21 protein-coding genes are annotated in these 18399 nt (G+C 65.5%); 2 read left to right on the top strand and 19 right to left on the bottom strand.

Features of this window, described 5'->3' with window-relative positions; genetic code table 11:
* Window positions 1-207, top strand: a 207-nt coding sequence (locus ABIA30_RS14240; RefSeq protein ID WP_370066292.1) for a hypothetical protein, incomplete at its 5' end; no start/stop codon positions are given.
* Between the two features lie 97 nt (window positions 208-304).
* On the opposite strand, the gene murA is transcribed toward ABIA30_RS14240, so the two are convergent.
* Window positions 305-1555, bottom strand: coding sequence for a UDP-N-acetylglucosamine 1-carboxyvinyltransferase (gene murA, locus ABIA30_RS14235; protein WP_370066290.1), 1251 nt, complete (start codon window positions 1553-1555; stop codon window positions 305-307).
* 70 nt (window positions 1556-1625) lie between these two features.
* Here murA and ABIA30_RS14230 point away from each other — a divergent pair, with 70 nt between their 5' ends.
* Entirely contained in the window at window positions 1626-2201 is a 576-nt protein-coding gene (locus ABIA30_RS14230) for a cob(I)yrinic acid a,c-diamide adenosyltransferase (protein ID WP_370066288.1), read from the top strand.
* A 74-nt stretch (window positions 2202-2275) separates the two neighbouring features.
* On the opposite strand, the gene ABIA30_RS14225 is transcribed toward ABIA30_RS14230, so the two are convergent.
* The 18 genes from ABIA30_RS14225 to fadD1 form a co-directional block, all read right to left on the bottom strand.
* The gene (locus ABIA30_RS14225; protein WP_370066286.1) at window positions 2276-2722 is read right to left on the bottom strand and encodes a DUF2550 domain-containing protein; all 447 of its coding nucleotides are present in this window, start codon (window positions 2720-2722) and stop codon (window positions 2276-2278) included.
* A gap of 7 nt (window positions 2723-2729) precedes the next feature.
* Window positions 2730-3086: a F0F1 ATP synthase subunit epsilon gene (locus ABIA30_RS14220; RefSeq protein WP_370066366.1), complete on the bottom strand. Its 357-nt coding sequence runs from the start codon at window positions 3084-3086 to the stop codon at window positions 2730-2732.
* A 48-nt stretch (window positions 3087-3134) separates the two neighbouring features.
* Complete coding sequence (gene atpD, locus ABIA30_RS14215; RefSeq protein WP_370066284.1) at window positions 3135-4565, bottom strand: F0F1 ATP synthase subunit beta; 1431 nt, start codon at window positions 4563-4565, stop codon at window positions 3135-3137.
* Between the two features lie 24 nt (window positions 4566-4589).
* Window positions 4590-5510, bottom strand: coding sequence for a F0F1 ATP synthase subunit gamma (locus tag ABIA30_RS14210; RefSeq protein WP_370066282.1), 921 nt, complete (start codon window positions 5508-5510; stop codon window positions 4590-4592).
* 7 nt (window positions 5511-5517) lie between these two features.
* Entirely contained in the window at window positions 5518-7167 is a 1650-nt protein-coding gene (gene atpA, locus ABIA30_RS14205; RefSeq protein ID WP_370066280.1) for a F0F1 ATP synthase subunit alpha, read from the bottom strand.
* Between the two features lie 45 nt (window positions 7168-7212).
* Window positions 7213-8550, bottom strand: coding sequence for a F0F1 ATP synthase subunit B/delta (locus tag ABIA30_RS14200; RefSeq protein ID WP_370066278.1), 1338 nt, complete (start codon window positions 8548-8550; stop codon window positions 7213-7215).
* A 3-nt stretch (window positions 8551-8553) separates the two neighbouring features.
* Window positions 8554-9066 (bottom strand): F0F1 ATP synthase subunit B, encoded by a 513-nt coding sequence (locus ABIA30_RS14195; RefSeq protein WP_370066276.1) that lies wholly within the window; start codon window positions 9064-9066, stop codon window positions 8554-8556.
* 9 nt (window positions 9067-9075) lie between these two features.
* Window positions 9076-9339, bottom strand: a complete 264-nt coding sequence (locus tag ABIA30_RS14190; protein ID WP_020104130.1) for a F0F1 ATP synthase subunit C — start codon at window positions 9337-9339, stop codon at window positions 9076-9078.
* 73 nt (window positions 9340-9412) lie between these two features.
* Window positions 9413-10162: a F0F1 ATP synthase subunit A gene (gene atpB / locus ABIA30_RS14185; protein ID WP_370066364.1), complete on the bottom strand. Its 750-nt coding sequence runs from the start codon at window positions 10160-10162 to the stop codon at window positions 9413-9415.
* An 11-nt stretch (window positions 10163-10173) separates the two neighbouring features.
* A complete protein-coding gene (locus ABIA30_RS14180; protein ID WP_370066273.1) occupies window positions 10174-10653 on the bottom strand; it encodes an ATP synthase subunit I in 480 nt (159 codons plus the stop codon).
* 259 nt (window positions 10654-10912) lie between these two features.
* On the bottom strand, window positions 10913-12100 hold the full coding sequence (locus tag ABIA30_RS14175; protein WP_370066271.1) for a glycosyltransferase family 4 protein: 1188 nt from the start codon (window positions 12098-12100) through the stop codon (window positions 10913-10915).
* Window positions 12090-12743: an L-threonylcarbamoyladenylate synthase gene (locus ABIA30_RS14170; protein ID WP_370066362.1), complete on the bottom strand. Its 654-nt coding sequence runs from the start codon at window positions 12741-12743 to the stop codon at window positions 12090-12092. The genes ABIA30_RS14175 and ABIA30_RS14170 overlap by 11 nt, the downstream gene beginning before the upstream one ends.
* Window positions 12740-13600 carry a peptide chain release factor N(5)-glutamine methyltransferase gene (prmC, locus tag ABIA30_RS14165; protein ID WP_370066360.1) on the bottom strand — a complete coding sequence of 287 codons (861 nt, stop codon included), beginning with the start codon at window positions 13598-13600 and terminating at the stop codon, window positions 12740-12742. Before prmC ends, ABIA30_RS14170 begins: the two co-directional genes overlap by 4 nt.
* Window positions 13600-14679 carry a peptide chain release factor 1 gene (prfA, locus tag ABIA30_RS14160; protein WP_370066269.1) on the bottom strand — a complete coding sequence of 360 codons (1080 nt, stop codon included), beginning with the start codon at window positions 14677-14679 and terminating at the stop codon, window positions 13600-13602. The genes prmC and prfA overlap by 1 nt, the downstream gene beginning before the upstream one ends.
* 90 nt (window positions 14680-14769) lie before the next feature.
* Window positions 14770-15006, bottom strand: a complete 237-nt coding sequence (gene rpmE / locus ABIA30_RS14155; RefSeq protein WP_370066267.1) for a 50S ribosomal protein L31 — start codon at window positions 15004-15006, stop codon at window positions 14770-14772.
* A gap of 129 nt (window positions 15007-15135) precedes the next feature.
* Entirely contained in the window at window positions 15136-16338 is a 1203-nt protein-coding gene (locus ABIA30_RS14150) for an RNA polymerase sigma factor (protein ID WP_370066265.1), read from the bottom strand.
* Window positions 16339-16347: 9 nt separating this feature from the next.
* Window positions 16348-16713, bottom strand: a complete 366-nt coding sequence (locus tag ABIA30_RS14145; protein WP_370066263.1) for a YciI family protein — start codon at window positions 16711-16713, stop codon at window positions 16348-16350.
* A gap of 69 nt (window positions 16714-16782) precedes the next feature.
* Window positions 16783-18336: a fatty-acid--CoA ligase FadD1 gene (fadD1, locus tag ABIA30_RS14140; protein ID WP_370066261.1), complete on the bottom strand. Its 1554-nt coding sequence runs from the start codon at window positions 18334-18336 to the stop codon at window positions 16783-16785.
* Between the last annotated feature and the right edge of the window lie 63 nt (window positions 18337-18399).

Raw genomic sequence — 18399 nt, 5'->3', positions numbered from 1 at the left:
CAACACCACACCCCACAAACGGGAAAACGGGAGCATGGCAAAAAACAACAAACAAAAACCACCAAACACACTATTGAGTTCTCAAACAACACGCCTGTTCAAGGCAACCCCACCACAGTACTCCATCGAAGTGGGGGTGTCAACCTCATCCCTTGGGCTTTTTCAAACCCCGCGGCGCTGCTGACTTGGAAAACATTAGCCGATTGATCTTGATCTTCCAAAACGGCTGCATAAGGCACCTTTTCGGTCGAAAACCATGACGCACCAACGCTTCGCAGTACGCCCGGCCGACACGCCGGCAGCCTCAGATCCGTTCGATCTCCGCGCCCAAACTCACCAAATTCTCGACGAAAAGCGGATATCCGCGATCGATGTGAAACACGTCATGCACCTCGGTATCCCCATCGGCAACCAGGCCGGCGAGAACCAAACCAGCTCCGGCCCGAATATCCGACGCCCACACCGGCGCACTCGACAGTTGCGGAATGCCTCGCACCACCGCGTGATGACCATCTGTGCGCGCATCAGCGCCCAGTCGAATCATCTCCTCGACGAATCGGAACCTTGCCTCGAACACATTTTCGGTGATCATCGAGGTGCCGTCGGCGATGCAGGCCAAACCGATCGCCATCGGCTGCAAGTCGGTCGGGAAGCCGGGATACGGCAGCGTCGCGACATTGACCGCTTTCGGTCGCTCGTACTGCACCACCCGGAACCCGTTGTCATGCTGGGTCACCGTCGCGCCGGCATCGTGCAACTTGTGCAACACCAGCTGCAGATGCTGTGGATCCACACCGGTGACAGACACATCTCCCCTGGTCATCGCCGCGGCGATGCCCCAGGTCGCGGCCACGATCCGGTCGCCGATCACCCGGTGTTCGGTGGGATGCAGCCGGTCGACTCCCTGAATCGTCAGGGTCGACGTTCCCCCACCGGTGATCTGCGCACCCATCTGATTGAGCATGTCGCAGATATCGACGATGTCGGGCTCGCGCGCCGCGTTGTGGATGACCGTGACACCCTCGGCCAACACCGCAGCCATGAGGATGTTCTCGGTCGCACCTACCGACGGGAACTCCAGTTGGATCTCCGCTCCGCGTAGGTGATCCGCCTCAGCCACCACACATCCATGCTCGATATTGCACCGAGCACCCAGTTGGCGCAGCCCGGCCTGGTGCATATCCAGAGGTCGAGATCCGATCGCATCACCGCCGGGCAGCGCCACTTTGGCCTTCTTGCACCGGCCGACCAGCGGCCCCAACACACAGACCGATGCCCGGAACTGACGCACCGCGGCGAAATCCGCGTCGTACTTGGGTTCATCGGGCGAGGTGATCCGCACTGTGTCGCCGTCGAGCTCGACCATCGCGCCAAGACCCCGCAGGACCTCGGCCATCAGCGGAACATCCAGGATGTCGGGGCAATTGGTGATGGTGCTGGTGCCTTCTGCCAACAAAGTCGCGGCCATCAACTTCAGCACGCTGTTCTTGGCGCCGCCCACCGCAACTTCGCCGGTCAACCGGGAACCGCCGGTCACCACGAATCGCTCGCTCACGCGGCTAAGTCTAAACGGGCCCAGACCTGGCGTGGTTCACCAATACTGCCGCCACCGGTACCGTTTTCCCATGGCCGTGCACCTGACCCGCATCTATACCCGCACCGGAGACGACGGATCGACGGGGTTGAGTGATTTCAGTCGCGTGTCGAAGAACGACCCGCGGCTGGCGGCCTACGCCGACTGTGACGAAGCCAACGCCGCCATCGGGGTCGCCGTTGCGGCCGGCTCCCCCGAGGATCGAATTCGCCTGGTGCTCAGGCAAATTCAGAATGATCTGTTCGACGCCGGCGCAGATCTGTCGACACCCGTGGTGGAGAACCCGGAATACCCGCCCTTACGGATAACCCAGGCATACATCGATCGGTTGGAAGGTTGGTGTGACGAGTTCAACGAACCGCTGCCCAAGCTGACCTCCTTCATCCTGCCGGGAGGCACCGCCCTGTCTGCCTATCTGCACGTCGCGCGGACGGTGGTCCGGCGTGCGGAGCGTTCGGCCTGGGCTGCAGTGACCGAGCACGGCGATTCGGTCAACGTGCTGTCGGCCAAATACCTGAACCGGCTCTCGGACCTGCTGTTCATCCTGTCGCGGGTGGCCAACCCGGACGGCGACGTGTTGTGGCAGCCAGGTGGCGGCGCGAAATAGCTACGGAGCATCGCGTCGAAATCGCCGGATCAACTGGCACTCGCGGCCTGTTTGTCTGCTCGGGGGAAAAGAGATCACACTGAGCGGCGCCGGGCACGCGGCGACGGACGTGACTCCAGCCACGAGGTGAATGCGGTCAAAGCCCCACGGTCCAAAGCGATTTCGTAACCGCTTCGCCGCTCGGGGCTACTGTCGCGCAGTTCGAGAACGACCGTTGCGTCGGTCATGATGTCGAATTCATCACCGCGCGGAGCACGGCGGGATACCACTTCCAAGCCACGACGGGACAATGTCCGATCGGGCCACCAACGCATACTCGACAGCCGATAGAAGCCGGCCTCACTGCCGCGATAGCGCATTACGCCATGCCGCCAACCGTGACCAGCGGTGGCCGGGTAGTCGCGCAGGATGGCGGCGGTGCCGCCGACCTGACGCAACTTCCACAGCCGATAACTCAGTGCCGCGACGACCAGGACCAGAACGCCGACGAGCGCGACCATAATCAACATGGACGCGCTCATCGGACTATCAGTCGAGTTGGCCTACGGCACGTAAACGTGCCCGGCCCCACGCAGCAGTTACTTCGTCGTCGGAGGCAGCATCGGCCTTGGCCGCATGCGCGTCGATCTCCGACTCCAATTGCGCATCCTCCACCAGGATCCGCACGTTCTCCTCGGACACCGACAAGAATCCGCCGGACACGGCGATCCGCAGATCGTCCTCGCCCTCACGCTCGACCCGGACGATCGCGTCGTCGACCAGCTGGCCGACCAACGGGATGTGCCGGGGCATGATGCCGATCTCGCCGGCGGTGGTGCGGGTGAAGACGAAGGTGGCTTTACCCGTCCACAGCGCCCGCTCGACGGCAACGATCTCGACGTCCATTTCGACCGCCACGTCACACCACCTTTCGCGCTCGTAGAACTAGTGCAATCACAGCTTGGCGCCGAGGCTTTCGGCCTTCTTCGCCAGGTCGTCGAGACCACCGATGAGGAAGAACGCCTGCTCGGGCAGGTGATCGAAGTCGCCCTTGGCGAGGCGGTCGAACGCCTCGATGGTCTCCTTCAGCGGCACCGTCGAACCCGGCTGACCGGTGAACTGCTCGGCCGCCATCATGTTCTGGCTCAGGAAGCGCTCGATCTTACGTGCGCGGTACACCAGCACCTTGTCCTCTTCCGACAGTTCGTCGATACCGAGGATGGCGATGATGTCCTGAAGGTCCTTGTAACGCTGCAGGATTCGGATGACTTCCTGTGCGACCCGGTAGTGGTCGTCGCCGACGACGCTGGGGTGCAGGATCGTCGAAGACGAAGCCAGCGGGTCCACGGCCGGGAAGATGCCCTTGGAGAACACCGCACGAGAAAGCTCGGTGGTGGCGTCCAGGTGGGCGAACGTCGTGGCCGGAGCCGGGTCGGTGTAGTCGTCGGCAGGCACGTACACGGCCTGCATCGAGGTGATCGAGCGACCACGGGTCGAGGTGATGCGCTCCTGCAGCTCACCCATCTCGTCGGCCAGAGTGGGCTGGTAACCCACGGCCGAAGGCATACGACCCAGCAGGGTCGAGACCTCGGAACCGGCCTGGGTGAACCGGAAGATGTTGTCGATGAACAGCAGCACGTCCTGGCCCTGCTCGTCGCGGAAGAACTCGGCCATGGTCAGGGCCGACAGGGCGACGCGCATACGGGTGCCTGGCGGCTCGTCCATCTGGCCGAACACCAACGCGGTGTCCTTGAGCACGTTCGCGTCCGCGAGCTCGACCCACAGGTCGTTGCCCTCACGGGTGCGCTCACCGACACCGGCGAACACGGAGGTACCACCGAAGTTGCGGGCAATACGGTTGATCATCTCCTGGATCAGCACCGTCTTACCCACACCGGCACCACCGAACAGGGCGATCTTGCCACCGCGCACGTACGGGGTGAGCAGGTCGACGACCTTCAGACCGGTCTCCAGCATCTCGGTGCGGGGCTCCAGGTCGGCGAAGGCCGGCGGCTTGCGGTGGATCGACCAGTGCTGGAAGTCCTTGCCATAGCCAGGCTCGTCCAGGCAGTCGCCGAGGGCGTTGAACACATGGCCCTTGACGCCGTCACCCACGGGCACCGAGATCGAGGCGCCGGTGTCGCGGACGTCGGTGCCACGCACCAGGCCGTCGGTCGGCTGCATGGAGATGCAGCGCACCAGGTTGTCACCGAGGTGCTGGGCGACCTCGAGCGTCAGGGTCTTGGCCAGCGCACCGAAGGTGATGTCGGCGTGCAGAGCGTTGAACAGTTCGGGGACCGAGCCACGCGGGAACTCGATATCCACCACCGGGCCGGTGATGCGAACCACGCGACCGGCGGTCTTGGTCTCTACGGCAGCAGTCATATCTCTCTTCGCTTCCTACGGGGCCTATTTCGCGTCGGCCAGCGCGTTGGCGCCACCGACGATTTCGCTGATTTCCTGGGTGATCTGAGCCTGGCGCTCGCGGTTCGCGGCAAGCGTGAGGGCCTTGATCAGGTCGTCGGCGTTGTCTGTTGCCGACTTCATTGCGCGCCGACGCGAGGCCGACTCCGAGGCCGCAGCCTCCAGCAGTGCTGCGTAGACACGGGTCGCGATGTACCGCGGCAGCAGCGCATCGAACAGCGTGTCCGCGCTCGGCTCGAACGAGTACAGGGTGTGGATGCCGGTCGGCTCCCCCGTGTACTCGACGGCCAAGGGCGCGATCCGCACAGCCTCGGCGGTCTGCGACAGCATCGACTTGAACTCGGTCGAGACGATGTGCAACTCGTCGACACCGAGGATGCCGTCCGGCCCCGGCGGGTTTTCGCCGTCATCGGCACCGGCCATGAACGCCGCCACCAGGGTGTCGGCGATCTCCTTGGCGTTGACCCACTCGGGACGCTCCGAGAAGCCGGTCCACGACCCGACGACCGAACGCTGACGGAAGCTGTAGTAGCCCAAGGCCTTTCGGCCGACGACATACAGCACCGGTTCCTTGCCCTGGTCGCGCAGCAACGTGAACAGTTCCTCGGCCCGACGCAGCACGTTGGCGTTGTAGCCGCCGCACAGGCCGCGGTCCGACGACACCACCAGTACCCCGGCACGGCGGGCATTCTTCCGCTCGACGAGCAGCGGGTGGTCCAGCGCGCTGGCGCCCGCAAGCTCGGTGAGCATGTTGGTGATCTCTGTGGCGTAGGGCCGGGCTGCATCAACCCGGGCCTGCGCCTTGGCGATCCGCGACGTGGCGATCAGCTCCTGCGCCTTCGTGATCTTCTTGATCGACGAGGCGGATTTGATCCGTCCGCGTAGCTCGCGCAGTGTGGCTGCCATTGGTTACCTAGGCCTTCTTCGGAGCCGGCTTGTTGACCTTGACGGACTCCTGACCGAGCTCGGCGGGATCCAGCGCCTCGACACCGGCTTCCTTGACGACGACCGAGCTGCCGTCAGTGGCCGCGAAGCCCTTCTTGAATTCGTTGATGACCGACACCAGGTTGGCCTCAGCGTCCTCGGAGAGTTTCTTGGTCTCCTTGATGCCATTGAGGATGTCGGCGTGGCTGGCCTTGACGTGCTCCAGCAGCTCGGCGGAGAAGCGCGAAACGTCCTCGGCCGGAACCGAATCCAGGTGGCCCTGGGTACCGAGGAAGATCTCGACGACCTGGTCCTCGACAGCCAGCGGGCTGTACTGCGCCTGCTTGAGCAGCTCGACCAGGCGGACACCGCGGTCCAGCTGAGCCTTGGAGGCCGCGTCCAGGTCCGAGGCGAAGGCCGCGAAGGCCTCCAGCTCGCGGTACTGCGACAGGTCCAGACGCAGCGAGCCGGCGACCTCTTTCATGGCCTTGATCTGAGCGGCACCACCGACACGGGACACCGACACACCGACGTTCACAGCCGGCCGGACGCCCTGGTTGAACAGGTCGGACTCCAGGAAGCACTGGCCGTCGGTGATGGAGATGACGTTGGTCGGGATGAACGCCGAGATGTCGTTGGCCTTGGTCTCTATGACCGGCAGGCCCGTCATCGAACCACCGCCGAGCTCGTCGGACAGCTTCGCGCAACGTTCCAGCAGACGCGAGTGCAGGTAGAAGACGTCGCCGGGGAAGGCCTCGCGGCCCGGCGGGCGGCGCAGCAGCAGCGAGATGGCGCGGTAGGCGTCAGCCTGCTTGGACAGGTCGTCGAACACGATCAGCACGTGCTTGCCGTCATACATCCAGTGCTGGCCGATGGCCGAGCCGGTGTACGGAGCCAGCCACTTGAAGCCCGCGGGGTCGGAGGCGGGGGCCGCGACGATGGTGGTGTACTCCATCGCACCACCCTCTTCCAGCGCGCGCTTCACGCTGGCGATGGTGGTGCCCTTCTGGCCAATCGCGACGTACACGCAGCGGACCTGCTGCTTCGGGTCGCCGGTCTCCCAGGCCCCACGCTGGTTCAGGATGGTGTCGACGCAGACGGCGGTCTTACCGGTCTTGCGGTCGCCGATGATCAGCTGGCGCTGGCCACGGCCGATCGGAGTCATGGCGTCGATGGCCTTGATGCCGGTCTGCAGCGGCTCGCTGACACCCTGGCGCTGCACCACGGAAGGGGCCTGCAGCTCGAGCACGCGACGGGTCTCGGCCGTGATCTCGCCCTGACCGTCGATGGGCTCACCCAGCGGGTTGACCACGCGACCCAGGAAGGCATCGCCGACCGGCACCGAGAGCACCTCACCGGTGCGCTTGACCTGCTGGCCCTCTTCGATCTTCTCGAACCCACCCAAGATGACCGTGCCGACGCTGTGCTCGTCGAGGTTCAGGGCGACGCCAAGGACGCCGCCGGGGAACTCGAGGAGCTCCTGGGTCATAACCGAGGGCAGACCCTCGACGTGGGCGATGCCGTCACCGGCGTCGACGACGGTGCCGATCTCCTCGCGATCGTTCGAGGCCGAGAACGTCGATACGTAGTTCTCGATGGCACCTTCGATATCAGCAGCCGAGATTGTCAACTCTGCCATGGTTTTTGGTCTTCCTACCTAGTCTTGGGTGTTTCGGAGTCAGGATCAGTCAGGCAGCCGGCTGGAAGCCGCGGCCAGTCGTGACGAGATGGAGCCGTCGATCACCTCGTCGCCGACGGTGATGGTCAGACCACCGAGGAGGCTCGGATCGACATGCAGCTGAACGGACACCGGGTGGCCGTAGATGCGGGTCAGCACCGCCGCAAGGCGCGTGCGCTGGGCGTCGGACAGGGCCGCCGCCGCCTCGACGTGGGCAACGACCTCACCGCGGCGGGCAACGGCCAGCTCGGCCAGATCGAGAACCGCTTCGTCGGCACGCTCGCCGCGCAGCAGACCCACGGTCTGCTCCAACAGCGCCTTCACCGTGCCGTTGACAGCGCCGGCGGCGCTCACCACGCCCTGCAACAGGGCGATCCGGCCGGAGGCCGGCGTGCCGTAGTCGCCCAGCAGGATCGACAGCCGCGGCTGTGCATCCAGCACACGGCTGAACTTGAACAGCTGATCCTCGACGTCCGCGACCTCACCGGAGACCTCGGCACGCTTGATCAGGGCCAGACGGGCGACGTACTCGATCGCGTCGACCAAGTCGGCCTGCTCCGACCACCGCGACGAAACCGCGGCCCGCAGCAACTCCAGCGTGACGGCGCCGACCTTGCCGGTGAGCACCGTGTCCAGCAGCTTCACCTTGGGCGCCGGGTCGTCGGCCGGCTCGGCGAGGTGTCGATCGAGGTTGACCTCGGACAGCAGCAGCCGGGCCACCATGGCCAACTCGTCGGACAACGTCGTCAGCGCGGCAGCATCCAAACCGGCGGTCGTGGTGTCGAACTTGCCGACCAGCGCGGCCCGTGACTCGCGGCTGGCGGCCCGCAGCTTCAGCTCGGCATGGGTGCCGACCTCCGCCGCCGACGGTGCCATCTGCTCCAGCTCGCTCAGGAAGCGCTCGACGGTGTCCGACTGCGCGGCCGAGTCGGCGAGGTGCTGACGCACCAACTCGTCGGCCTTGGCCACAGACTCGGCGCCCAGACCCTGACGCAGCTCGCGGATCACGCCCTGACGCAGTAGTTGAACCTGCTGTGCCCCTTGGGCTTTGATCCGCTCGGCGTCCACGCCGGCCTGCTCGGCAAGCTGCGCAGTGATGCGCACCGAGTCGACCTTGGCCTCGTTGGTCACCTTGCCCGACTCGGCCTTGGCGTCGGCGAGGGCCTTCGCGTGCATCTTGTCGGCGTCAGCGAGCTTCTGTGCGGCTTCGGCACTTTCGGCCAGCGCAGTGCGAACTGCCTCCTGCTGCCTGGTCATCATGCCCTTCACCGGAGGTGCTACGTACTTCCAGATGATGGCCACGATGACGGCAAAGCCGATCAGCTGCCCGATGAATGTCAACATCTCTTAGTGGCTCCCGCCTGATTTCACGTCCACACCGAGGATCCGGCTCGCCAGCGTCTCGGACAGGTTGCCCACCGACGACTGCAACTGCGTCTGCGCAGACTGCCGCTGGGTGGACAGTTCCTGGTCGGCACCCTTGAGGGTTTCGGCCACCTCACCGCTCGCCTCGGCACGCGCCTGGTCGATGACCTTGCGGCCCTCGTTGCGGGCCTCGTCACGAATGGCCGAAGCCTCCGTGCGAGCGCCCGCCATCGCCGCGTCGTAGTCCGCCTCTGCGGCGGCCACCTGCTCAGCCGACTGCCGGTTGTCAGCAGCGGTCTTGGCCAGCATCGCTTCGCGTTCGGCCAGTACCTTGCTGATCGGTGGCACAACCCACTTTCCGATCACGCCGAGCACGATCAGGAAGATGATCAGCACGACGAAGAAGGTGCCGTTGGGGATCAGGAAGTTCTGACCCCCACCGCCTTCCGCCGCGGCCTGGCCCGAAGCCAGGATGGTTGCGCTCAATTCACCCATGTCGACGGATTACGACAGGCCCGGAGTGGCGAACACGAACAGCGCCATGAAGGCCAGGTTGATGAAGTACGCGGCTTCCACCAGACCGACGGTGATGAAGAACGGGGTGAACAGGCGACCCTGGGCCTCCGGCTGGCGGGCGATACCCGAGATCAGAGCGTTACCGGCGATACCGTCACCGATACCGGCGCCGATGGCGCCACCGGCCATGATCAAGCCACCGCCGATGAGGGCGCCCTGGATGATAGTGGCGTTCGTTGCTGCGTCGGCCATTGTATTTCCTCCTTGGTAACTGGTAGCTGCGCTACCAGGGTCTTTATGCGGTTCTTGCAGGTCTTGCGGGTTACTAGTGGTGTTCGTCGAGTTCCATCGACTGGCTGAAGTACAAGATGGTCAGCAGCGCGAAGATGAATGCCTGGATCAAGCCGACGAACAGGTCGAAGGTCTTCCAGATGGCGTTCGGCGCCCACTGGATGTACCAGGGGAACATCGCGATCAGCGCAACCAGGATGCCGCCGGCGAACATGTTGCCGAAAAGTCGGAGAGACAGCGAGACCGGCTTGGCGATCTCCTCGACGATGTTGATCGGCGCGAGGACCGCGACGTGGCCCTTGAGCAGCTTCTTGAAGTGACCGAACAGGCCGCGGCGCCAGATGCCCGCTGCGTGGTAGCAGAGGAAGACGAACAGCGCGAGCGCCAGCACGTAGTTGATGTCCGAGGCCGGCGGCGCGATCAACTCGTGCGCGGTGCCGTTCTCGTCGGCGAACTGCACCGGCAGCACCGAGAGCCAGTTCGAGATCAGGATGAAGACGAAGATCGTGACGGACAGCGGCAGCACGAATGGCGCGATCTTCATGCCGATCGCGGTCTCGATCTGCTGGCGCATCTGGATGGTGATGGCCTCGAAGAACAGCTGCACACCGCCGGGCACCCCGGTAGAGGTGACCTTGGACTTCAGAAAGAAGGCCAGGGCGATGACGATCACCGCTGCGACGCCGGTCGCCATGATGGTGTCGACGTTGAACGTCATGCCGAAGAACTCACGTTGTTCGTGGTGACCCACCTCAATGGGGGCCGCGGCGACGAATTGATGCATCACTTGGCTTGTCAGTCCTTTACTACAGATCCGTCGTGCACTTCAGGTTGGTCGCCGCCGGTTCCAACGTCCCGTTGACCGGCGCGAAGCTTCTTCATCACCGGCAACGCGGTGCTCATGACCAGGATTGCCTGGAACAATGCCACCCCGAACAGCACACCGATGCCGCCGTCTTTGCGGAAATACCAGGTGATCAACAGTGCGATCGCAGAGATGACCACCAGCCGCATCGCGGAGTTGGCAGCCATCTGCATCTTCAGCGGGTGGTCTTTTGCGGTGACCTTGGCGACTGCGCGACGCACCAGCAATGCGTTGCCCAGACCCAGCGCCATACCCAGGCCGAAAAAGGCACCGAACTTCAGGTTGCCGCTCACCGTGTAGCCGCCGGCGAGCGCCAGCCCGGTCACCACGACCGACACGGCAAACAAACGGGCGGGCGCAAATGTCACCCCTGGTAACACGAACGGCGCGTCCTGCGCTGGCGTCGTCATTGTGTTCACCTCAGTCCTGCGGTCACGAGTGCCGTCCCCATATACATGGCAATCCTGTGCGCGTGCCCAAAGAGCGTATCGAAGCTCACATCGAGCGTGTCAGGCACACTGGAATCACCCAAGGGGCAGCTCCCTTTGTCGGTCGTTTTTCGGTCGCGATCGGCTTGTCAGTCCGATGCACCGGGGGCCGGCAACCCGCGAGGTTTTTCGGGTTCTGCCAGCACCGTACCACATGGTGGGCGGCCCAAAATCACGCCTACTACTTTTTGTCGTACTCGCCTTCTGGCAGGTCATCGCGCCGCCGCAGAAGGGGGATCAGAGTGAACACCATCGCCACCACGATGGCGACCGCCATCACTGCGCCGGTGTAGCGAGGATCGACAAATATGGTGCTGGCCGCACCCAGCGCGACGATGCCCACCCATAGATAGATGAGCAGCACGACGCGGCGATGCGAGTGGCCGATCTGGAGCAGCCGGTGATGCAGATGCATCTTGTCGGGGCTGAACGGACTGAGCCCGGCGCGGGTGCGGCGAACGATCGCCAGCAACATGTCCAGCGCGGGCACCAGCATGACCGCAACCACCAACAGGAACGGCGACAGCAGGGCGAACACATCACGAGCGCCGTAGGCGCTCTGCGAGATCGGGCCGGCCGCCGTCGTCGATGCCGCCGCCAGCATCAGACCGATCAACATCGAGCCGGAGTCACCCATGAAAATCCGGGCCGGATGGAAGTTGTGCGGCAGGAAGCCCAGGCACGCACCGGCCAGCACCACCGAGATCACCGCCGGCGGGTAGAACAGCACGTCACCGCCATGATCATGGAGCAGTCCGACCGAGAAGATGCAGATGGCCGACGCGGTGATCAATCCGAGCCCGGCGGCCAGCCCATCCAGGCCGTCGACGAAGTTCATGGCGTTGACGATCGACACCGTCAGCGCCAGCGTCAGCAGGATCGAGGACGCCTGATCCAGCACGATGGTGCCGACGCCGCCGAACGGGATGTACAGCACGCTCCAGGCCACCCCCATGGTGACCAACACACTGGCCGCGGTGATCTGCCCGGCGAACTTCGTCAGCGCATCGAGGCCCCAACGGTCGTCGATCAGCCCCACCACCATGATCAGACCGCCGGCCACCACCACGGCGGGCATACCCGACGAGTAGACGAACCCACGGGTCAGGGCCGGCAATTGGGAGGCCAGCAGTACCGCCGCCACCACGCCCAGGTACATGGCCAGTCCGCCCATCCGGGGCACCGGATCGACGTGGACGTCACGCTCACGCGGGTAGGCCACCGCGCCGGTCCGGAACGCCAGCCACCGCACCGCGCCGGTGGCCAGGTACGTGACGATGGCGGCGGTCAGCCCGACCAGGACCAGTTCGCGTAACGGGACCCCGGTCCCCCGGTCGGCCAGGGCCAGCAGAGACGTACTAGGCGACAAGAGATTCCGCCTCGATGCCGAGGACGTCGGCAATGGCCTGTGCGGTGATCGGCCCCTGCCGGAGCACCTTCGGCACCGGGCCGGTGAGATCGACGATGGTAGAGGCGGCCTGCCGGGCCGAGGGACCGGCGTCGAGGTAGACGTCGACCAGTTGACCCAGTTGAGCGCGGGCGTCGTCCGCGGTCACCGCCGCCGGCTGTCCGGACATGTTCGCGCTGGACACCGCCATCGGCCCGACTTCACGCAGCAATTCGATGGCCACCGGATGCAGCGGCATCCGCAGCATGACCGTGCCGTTCGCGTCGCCCAGGTCCCAGGACAACGACGGGGCCTGGCGCACCACCAGGCTCAGCGCGCCGGGCCAGAACGCCTCGATGAGCACCCGAGCGGCCGGCGGCACCGAGTAGACCAGCCCGTCGATGGTCTTCCAGGAGCCGACCAGCACCGGAACCGGCATATTGCGGCCCCGCCCCTTGGCGGCCAGCAGGGCCGCGACGGCATCGCTGTTGAACGCATCGGCGCCGATGCCATAGACCGTGTCGGTGGGCAACACGACCAGTCGACCGCTCTTGAGCGCGCTGACCGCTGAGGCGATACCCGAAGTCCGCGCTGCGGCGTCACCGCAATCGAATGTCTGCACTATGACTCCCCTACCTGTTGCATCCCGATCCTGGCGCCCGTGACGAACCGGGGCCGTCCGCTCAGATCGCGCCGCGCGGTGATGTTCTCGAACGTACCGGTGCGAGCCAACGCTGCCACCGTCTCCTCCGACGTGGTGTCGTCATGCTCGATGCCGACGTAGCCGCCGGGCCGCAGCAGCCGGGCCGCGAGCGCGGCGATCGGCTCGATCACCGCCATCCCGTCCGGGCCACCGAACAGGGCTTGAGCCGGATCATGGTCGGCCACTTCTGGATCCAATTGCGCGCCATCCGGGATGTACGGCGGATTGGACACCACCAGGTCGACGGCGCCGTCCCGGTCACCCAGCAGCCCCGCCTCGGTGACATCGGCGGGCAGGATTTCCACATTGCCGACGCCGCAGTTGCGTCGCGTGTAGACCAGGGCCTCGGGAGACTTCTCGACCGCGATGACGTGCGCGTGCGGATGGACATGCGCCAGCGCCAGCGCCAGCGCGCCCGAGCCGGTACACAGGTCGACAATCACCGGGTTCGCCGGGAGATCCAGCCCCATGGCCCATTCCAGCAGCGCCTCGGTTTCCGGGCGGGGAATGAACACCCCCGGCCCGACCTGCAGCGTGACCGGGCCGAAGTGGGCTTCACCGGTCAAGTGCTGCAACGGAATTCGATGAATCCGACGGTCGATGAGAGCACGGAAACGGTCGGTGAACGCGGGGTCGGGATCGACCAGCAGCAGCCGGCCCCGGTCCACGCCGGCGGCATGTGCCGCCAGTAGCTCGGCGTCCACCCGCGCCGAGTCGATGCCGGCGTCGGCCAGTTCGTCGGCCGCCGCAGCGATCGCCTGCCTGAGGCTCTGCCCGATCACGCTTCGGAGAGGCGCGCCGCCTTGTCGGCGGCGGCCAGCGCGTCGAGCAGCGCATCCATATCGCCGTCGAGCACCTGATCGAGGTTGTGCGCCTTGAAGTTGATGCGGTGGTCGGCGATCCGGTTCTCCGGGAAGTTGTACGTCCGGATCCGCTCGCTGCGGTCGACGGTGCGAATCTGGCTGGCCCGGTCCGCCGAAGCGTCTGCCGACGCCTGCTCCTCCGCCAGGGCCTGCAGTCGGGCGGCAAGCACCACCATGGCACGTGCCTTGTTCTGTAACTGCGAGCGCTCGTTCTGGCACGTGACGACGATGCCGGTGGGCAGGTGCGTGATACGTACCGCCGAGTCGGTGGTGTTGACGCCCTGCCCGCCCTTGCCCGACGAGCGGTAGACGTCGATCCGCAGATCGGACTCGTCGATCTGCACCTGCTCCACGTCTTCCGGCTCGGGATAGACGAGCACGCCCGCGGCCGAGGTGTGCACGCGGCCTTGCGATTCGGTGACGGGCACGCGTTGTACGCGATGCACGCCGCCTTCGAACTTCATCCGTGACCACACACCGTCGGCGGAATCGCCCTTGCCGGCAATGGTGATGGTGGCGTCCTTGTACCCGCCGAGGTCCGACCAGGTCTCGTCGAGCACCGTGACCGTCCAACCGTGCCGTTCGGCGTAGCGGATGTACATGCGCGCGAGGTCGGACGCGAACAGCGCGGACTCCTCGCCACCCTCACCGGACTTCACCTCGAGCACGACATCGTCGGCGTCGTGCGGGTCGCGCGGGGCCAGCAGGTCAGTCAATTTGGCGTCCAGCTCTGCGACGCGCGTTTCCAGGTCGGGCACCTCCGCAGCGAAGGCATCGTCCTCGGCGGCGAGCTCGCGAGCGGCTTCGAGGTCTCCCTGGGCGGCCTCCAGCTTGCGGTAGGTCACGACGATCGGCGACACCTGCGCGAACCGGCGGCCGACCCGACGGGCGGCGTTGGCGTCGGCGTGCAGGCCAGGGTCGGCGAGCTGGCGTTCCAGGTCGGCGTACTCGGCCAGCAGCGCCTCGATCCGGGGCGCTGTGTCAGTCTCTGCCACTGGGACTCCTGCGTTCTCGAGGGGTTTTGGATACGAAAACGGCGCCCGGACCTGACGCGAATGCGACAGATCGGGCGCCGCCCGTCGAAGCTAGCTCTCGGACTCGGCCTTTGCGCCGGCGTTGCGCTTGCCGTAGCGCTTCTCGAAGCGAGCCACGCGGCCGCCGGTGTCGAGAAGCTTCTGCTTGCCCGTGTAGAAGGGGTGGCACTGCGAGCACACCTCGACCACGATGTGGCCGCTCTCCTTGGTGCTGCGAGTGGTGAAGCTGTTACCGCAACCGCAGACCACGTTGGTCTCGACGTATGCGGGGTGGATACCCGATTTCATTTCATGGTCCTCTGTGATCAGTGGTCGCCGGGTCGCCTGATTGCTCAGCCGTGAACCGGAACCGAGGGGGGTCGACGGTCCATTATGCCAGGTCGGACCGTCCACTCCTAAACGCGGCCAAACCAGCGGCTATTCCGCGCCGGCATCGGATGGCAATTCGGACAATCGGCGGACCAGGAACCGGCGTTCCGGCTCGGTCGTGGCCAGCGCGAGCGCACTCGCGAACTCCCGGCGGGCCTCGCCGAATCGGCCCAGGCGGCGCAGCAATTCGGCCCGGGTAGAGGGCAGATACCGATAGTCGCCGAGTTCGAGCGAGTCGATGAGCTCCAGCGCTCGCACCGGATCGCCGTCCTCGGCGACGGCCACCGCCCGGTTGAGCGCCACGACGGGCGATCCGGTTAGCTCTTCGAGGCGCCCGTACAACGCCACCACCTCGTGCCAGTCGATGTCCGGTTCAGCCTGCAGCGAGGCAATCGCGGCCTGAAGCACGTAGGGCCCCGCGGGCCTTCGGAACGACAGCGCACGGTCGAGCACGACCCGCCCGGCGTCGACCTCGGACTGGTCGTATCGAGAACGATCCTGCTCGGCGAGTGGGACCACCTGCCCATCGACGACCCTCGCCGCACGTCGCGAATCGTGCAGCAACATCAGGGCCAACAGCCCGTACGCCTCGGGCTCGTCGGCCATCAATTCGGCCAACAGCTGCCCCAGCCGGATCGCTTCGGCGGCGAGCTCGTCGCGCTCGGCGAACCCTTGATTGAAGATCAGGTAGATCACCGCCAGCACTACCGCCAACCGATCCGGCAGCACCCGGTCTGCGGGCAGGGCAAACGGGATGTTCGTCGCTTTGATCTTGGCCTTCGCCCGGGACAGCCGACGTTTCATGGTGTCCTCGGAAATCAGGAAAGCCCGCCCGATCTCGGCTGTACTGAGGCCACCCAGCGCCCGCAGCGTCAGCGCGACCTGCGCTTCGGGCGCCAACGCTGGATGACAACACATGAAGATGAGCTCCAGGCGCTCATCGCCGATCGTGCTGTCATCGAGGTCGATCTCGTCCATGGTGGTCCGGGTCTGGGCTTGAAGCTGTTGGGTCTTGGTGCGCAGCGTCTGCTCACGACGCAGCCGGTCGATCGCCCGGTTGCGTCCGGTGCGCACCAACCAGGCCACCGGTTGCTCGGGAGTGCCGTCGCGCGGCCACCGCTGCGCGGCGATGACGAACGCCTCCTGCGCGGCTTCCTCGGCGAGGTCGAAGTCGCCGAGGAAGCCGACGAGCGCGGCCAGTACCCGGCCCCACTCCTGCCGGAAAACAGCGCCGATCAGTGGCTGATCCATTCCCCGTCGCTACGCTCGCCCCGGTGCCTCTCCCGGCATGTCGAAAAGCGGCCGAACCTCGACGGCCCCACCGAGGCGCACCGCGGGGATCCGCTGCGCGAACTTCAGGGCTTCGTCCAGGTCATCGACTTCGACCACGAAGTAGCCGGCGAATACCTCTTTGGTGTCGGCGTACGGGCCGTCGGTGATCAAGCCCTGCCCGGGACCGTGGCGGACCGTGGTCGCCGTCTCGACCGGCTGCAGATGACCGCCGCCGATGCACTGCGGCTCGTTGCGCAGGGCCAGGTATTCCGCGGTCACCGCGAGGTGCTCTTCAGGGGTCAGATCCACGTCGTGGCTGCCCGGCTTGGTGTAGATCAGCGTTGCGTACTTCATCGTTGCCTCCTTGGGGGAATCGTCTAACAGCATTGAGACGAACGGGAGACAACGCCGGGGACAGCCAGATCAAATTTGGGTGTAAGCCGTCCCGTCGCGCTTCCAGAGCACCCGGCCGACCGGGTCGGTACCGAGCGCGACCAGTTCACGCTTGAGAATCTTGTTCGTCGCGGTGCTCGGCAGATCGCCCGCCAGCCAGACGTAGCGCGGCCACGATTTGGGCGACAGATCCTGCTGCTGTGCCAGAAATTCAGCGAACTCGGCGGGCGTCAACGTGAGCCCGTCGCGCAGCACGATCGCGGCCATCACCTGGTCGCCGACGAACTCGTCGGGCACCGGGTAGACGGCGACCCTGCTGATCACGTTCTGCCGCAACATGATTCGCTCGATGGGAGCCGCGGTGATGTTCTCGCCGTCCACCCGCATCCAGTCGGCAGTGCGGCCGGCCAGGTAGATCCAGCCGTCAGCGTCGCGGTAGGCCAGGTCCCCCGACCAGTACATGTCGTGGCGCAGCCGTTCATCGGTGGCGCCACGATCGTTGTGGTACCCGCGGAACATCCCACTGCCATTGGTGTTGACCAGTTCTCCGGTGGCGGCCTCGGCATTGACCAGTGCCCCGGTGCCGTCGAACCTGGCCACCTCGCATTCGGCGAGGGTCTGCGGGTCGTAGATCGCCACCCCCGGAAAACCCTGGCCGATGCTGCCCGCAGGGCAGTTCTCGGTACGAGTGATGATGATGGCCAATTCGGTGGAGCCGAAGCCGTCCCAGACGCTGCAGCCGAACCGCCGGCTGAACTCGTCGATGTCGCGGTCTGCCGCTTCGTTGCCGAAGGCCACCCGCAGTGGATTGTCACGATCGTCGGGTTGTTCGGCAGTGGCCAGGATGTAGGCCAGTGGCTTGCCGACGTAGTTCATGTAGGTGGCTTGGTAGCGGCGGATGTCCGGCAGGAACCCGGACGCGCTGAACTGCGCCGGCGCCATGGCCGCACCCGAACTGAGCGCGACACCCCACCCGGCGTACACGCCGTTGGAATGGAACAGCGGCATGGACAGGTAACAGGTGTCGCTTGCGGTCAGGTCGTAGCGCTGCACCAACGCGGCGGCGGAGAACAGCACGATGGAGTGCGCCACCTCGACGGCCTTGGGCTCGCCGCTGGTGCCCGAGGTGAAGATCATCATGAAGGTGTCGTCCGGGCCCACCTCGCGGTACGGCGTCAGCGCCTGGGACTGCCAGGCCGCGGTGGTGACGTCGACGACGGCGACTCCGGGCAGCTCGAGTCCGTCGAGTAACGCGCGGTGCTGTTCGTCGACCAGAACAATCTGGCATTCCACCCGGGCGATGTCGCGGGCCAAGGCGTCGCCGCGCCGGGTGTTGTTGATGCCGCACAGCACGTAACCTCCGAGCGCCGCGGCGGCCAGCGCGGTCAGCATCTCCGGGGTGTTGCCCAGCAGGGTGCCGACATGCAGCGGCTTGTCCGGGTCCGCCAGTCCGATCAGCGCGGCGGCCTGTGCCTCTGCCTGCGCAATGTGCTCACGCCAAGTCCAGGTCGTTTCGCCGTACTTGACCGCGACGGTGTCTTGCTGGGCGCGCTCACGAAGCAACTGCTGAAGCGTCTCCGCCATCTCGGCTCCCGTCCGCCAGTGAACAGATTACTGAAAGTGTCTACCATGATCGTGGGGTCGCGC

Source organism: Mycobacterium sp. MAA66, assembly GCF_041261665.1.
Classification (GTDB): Bacteria; Actinomycetota; Actinomycetes; order Mycobacteriales; family Mycobacteriaceae; genus Mycobacterium.
Note: the sequence above shows the minus strand (reverse complement) of the source record. Positions and strands in the feature narration are given on the sequence as shown.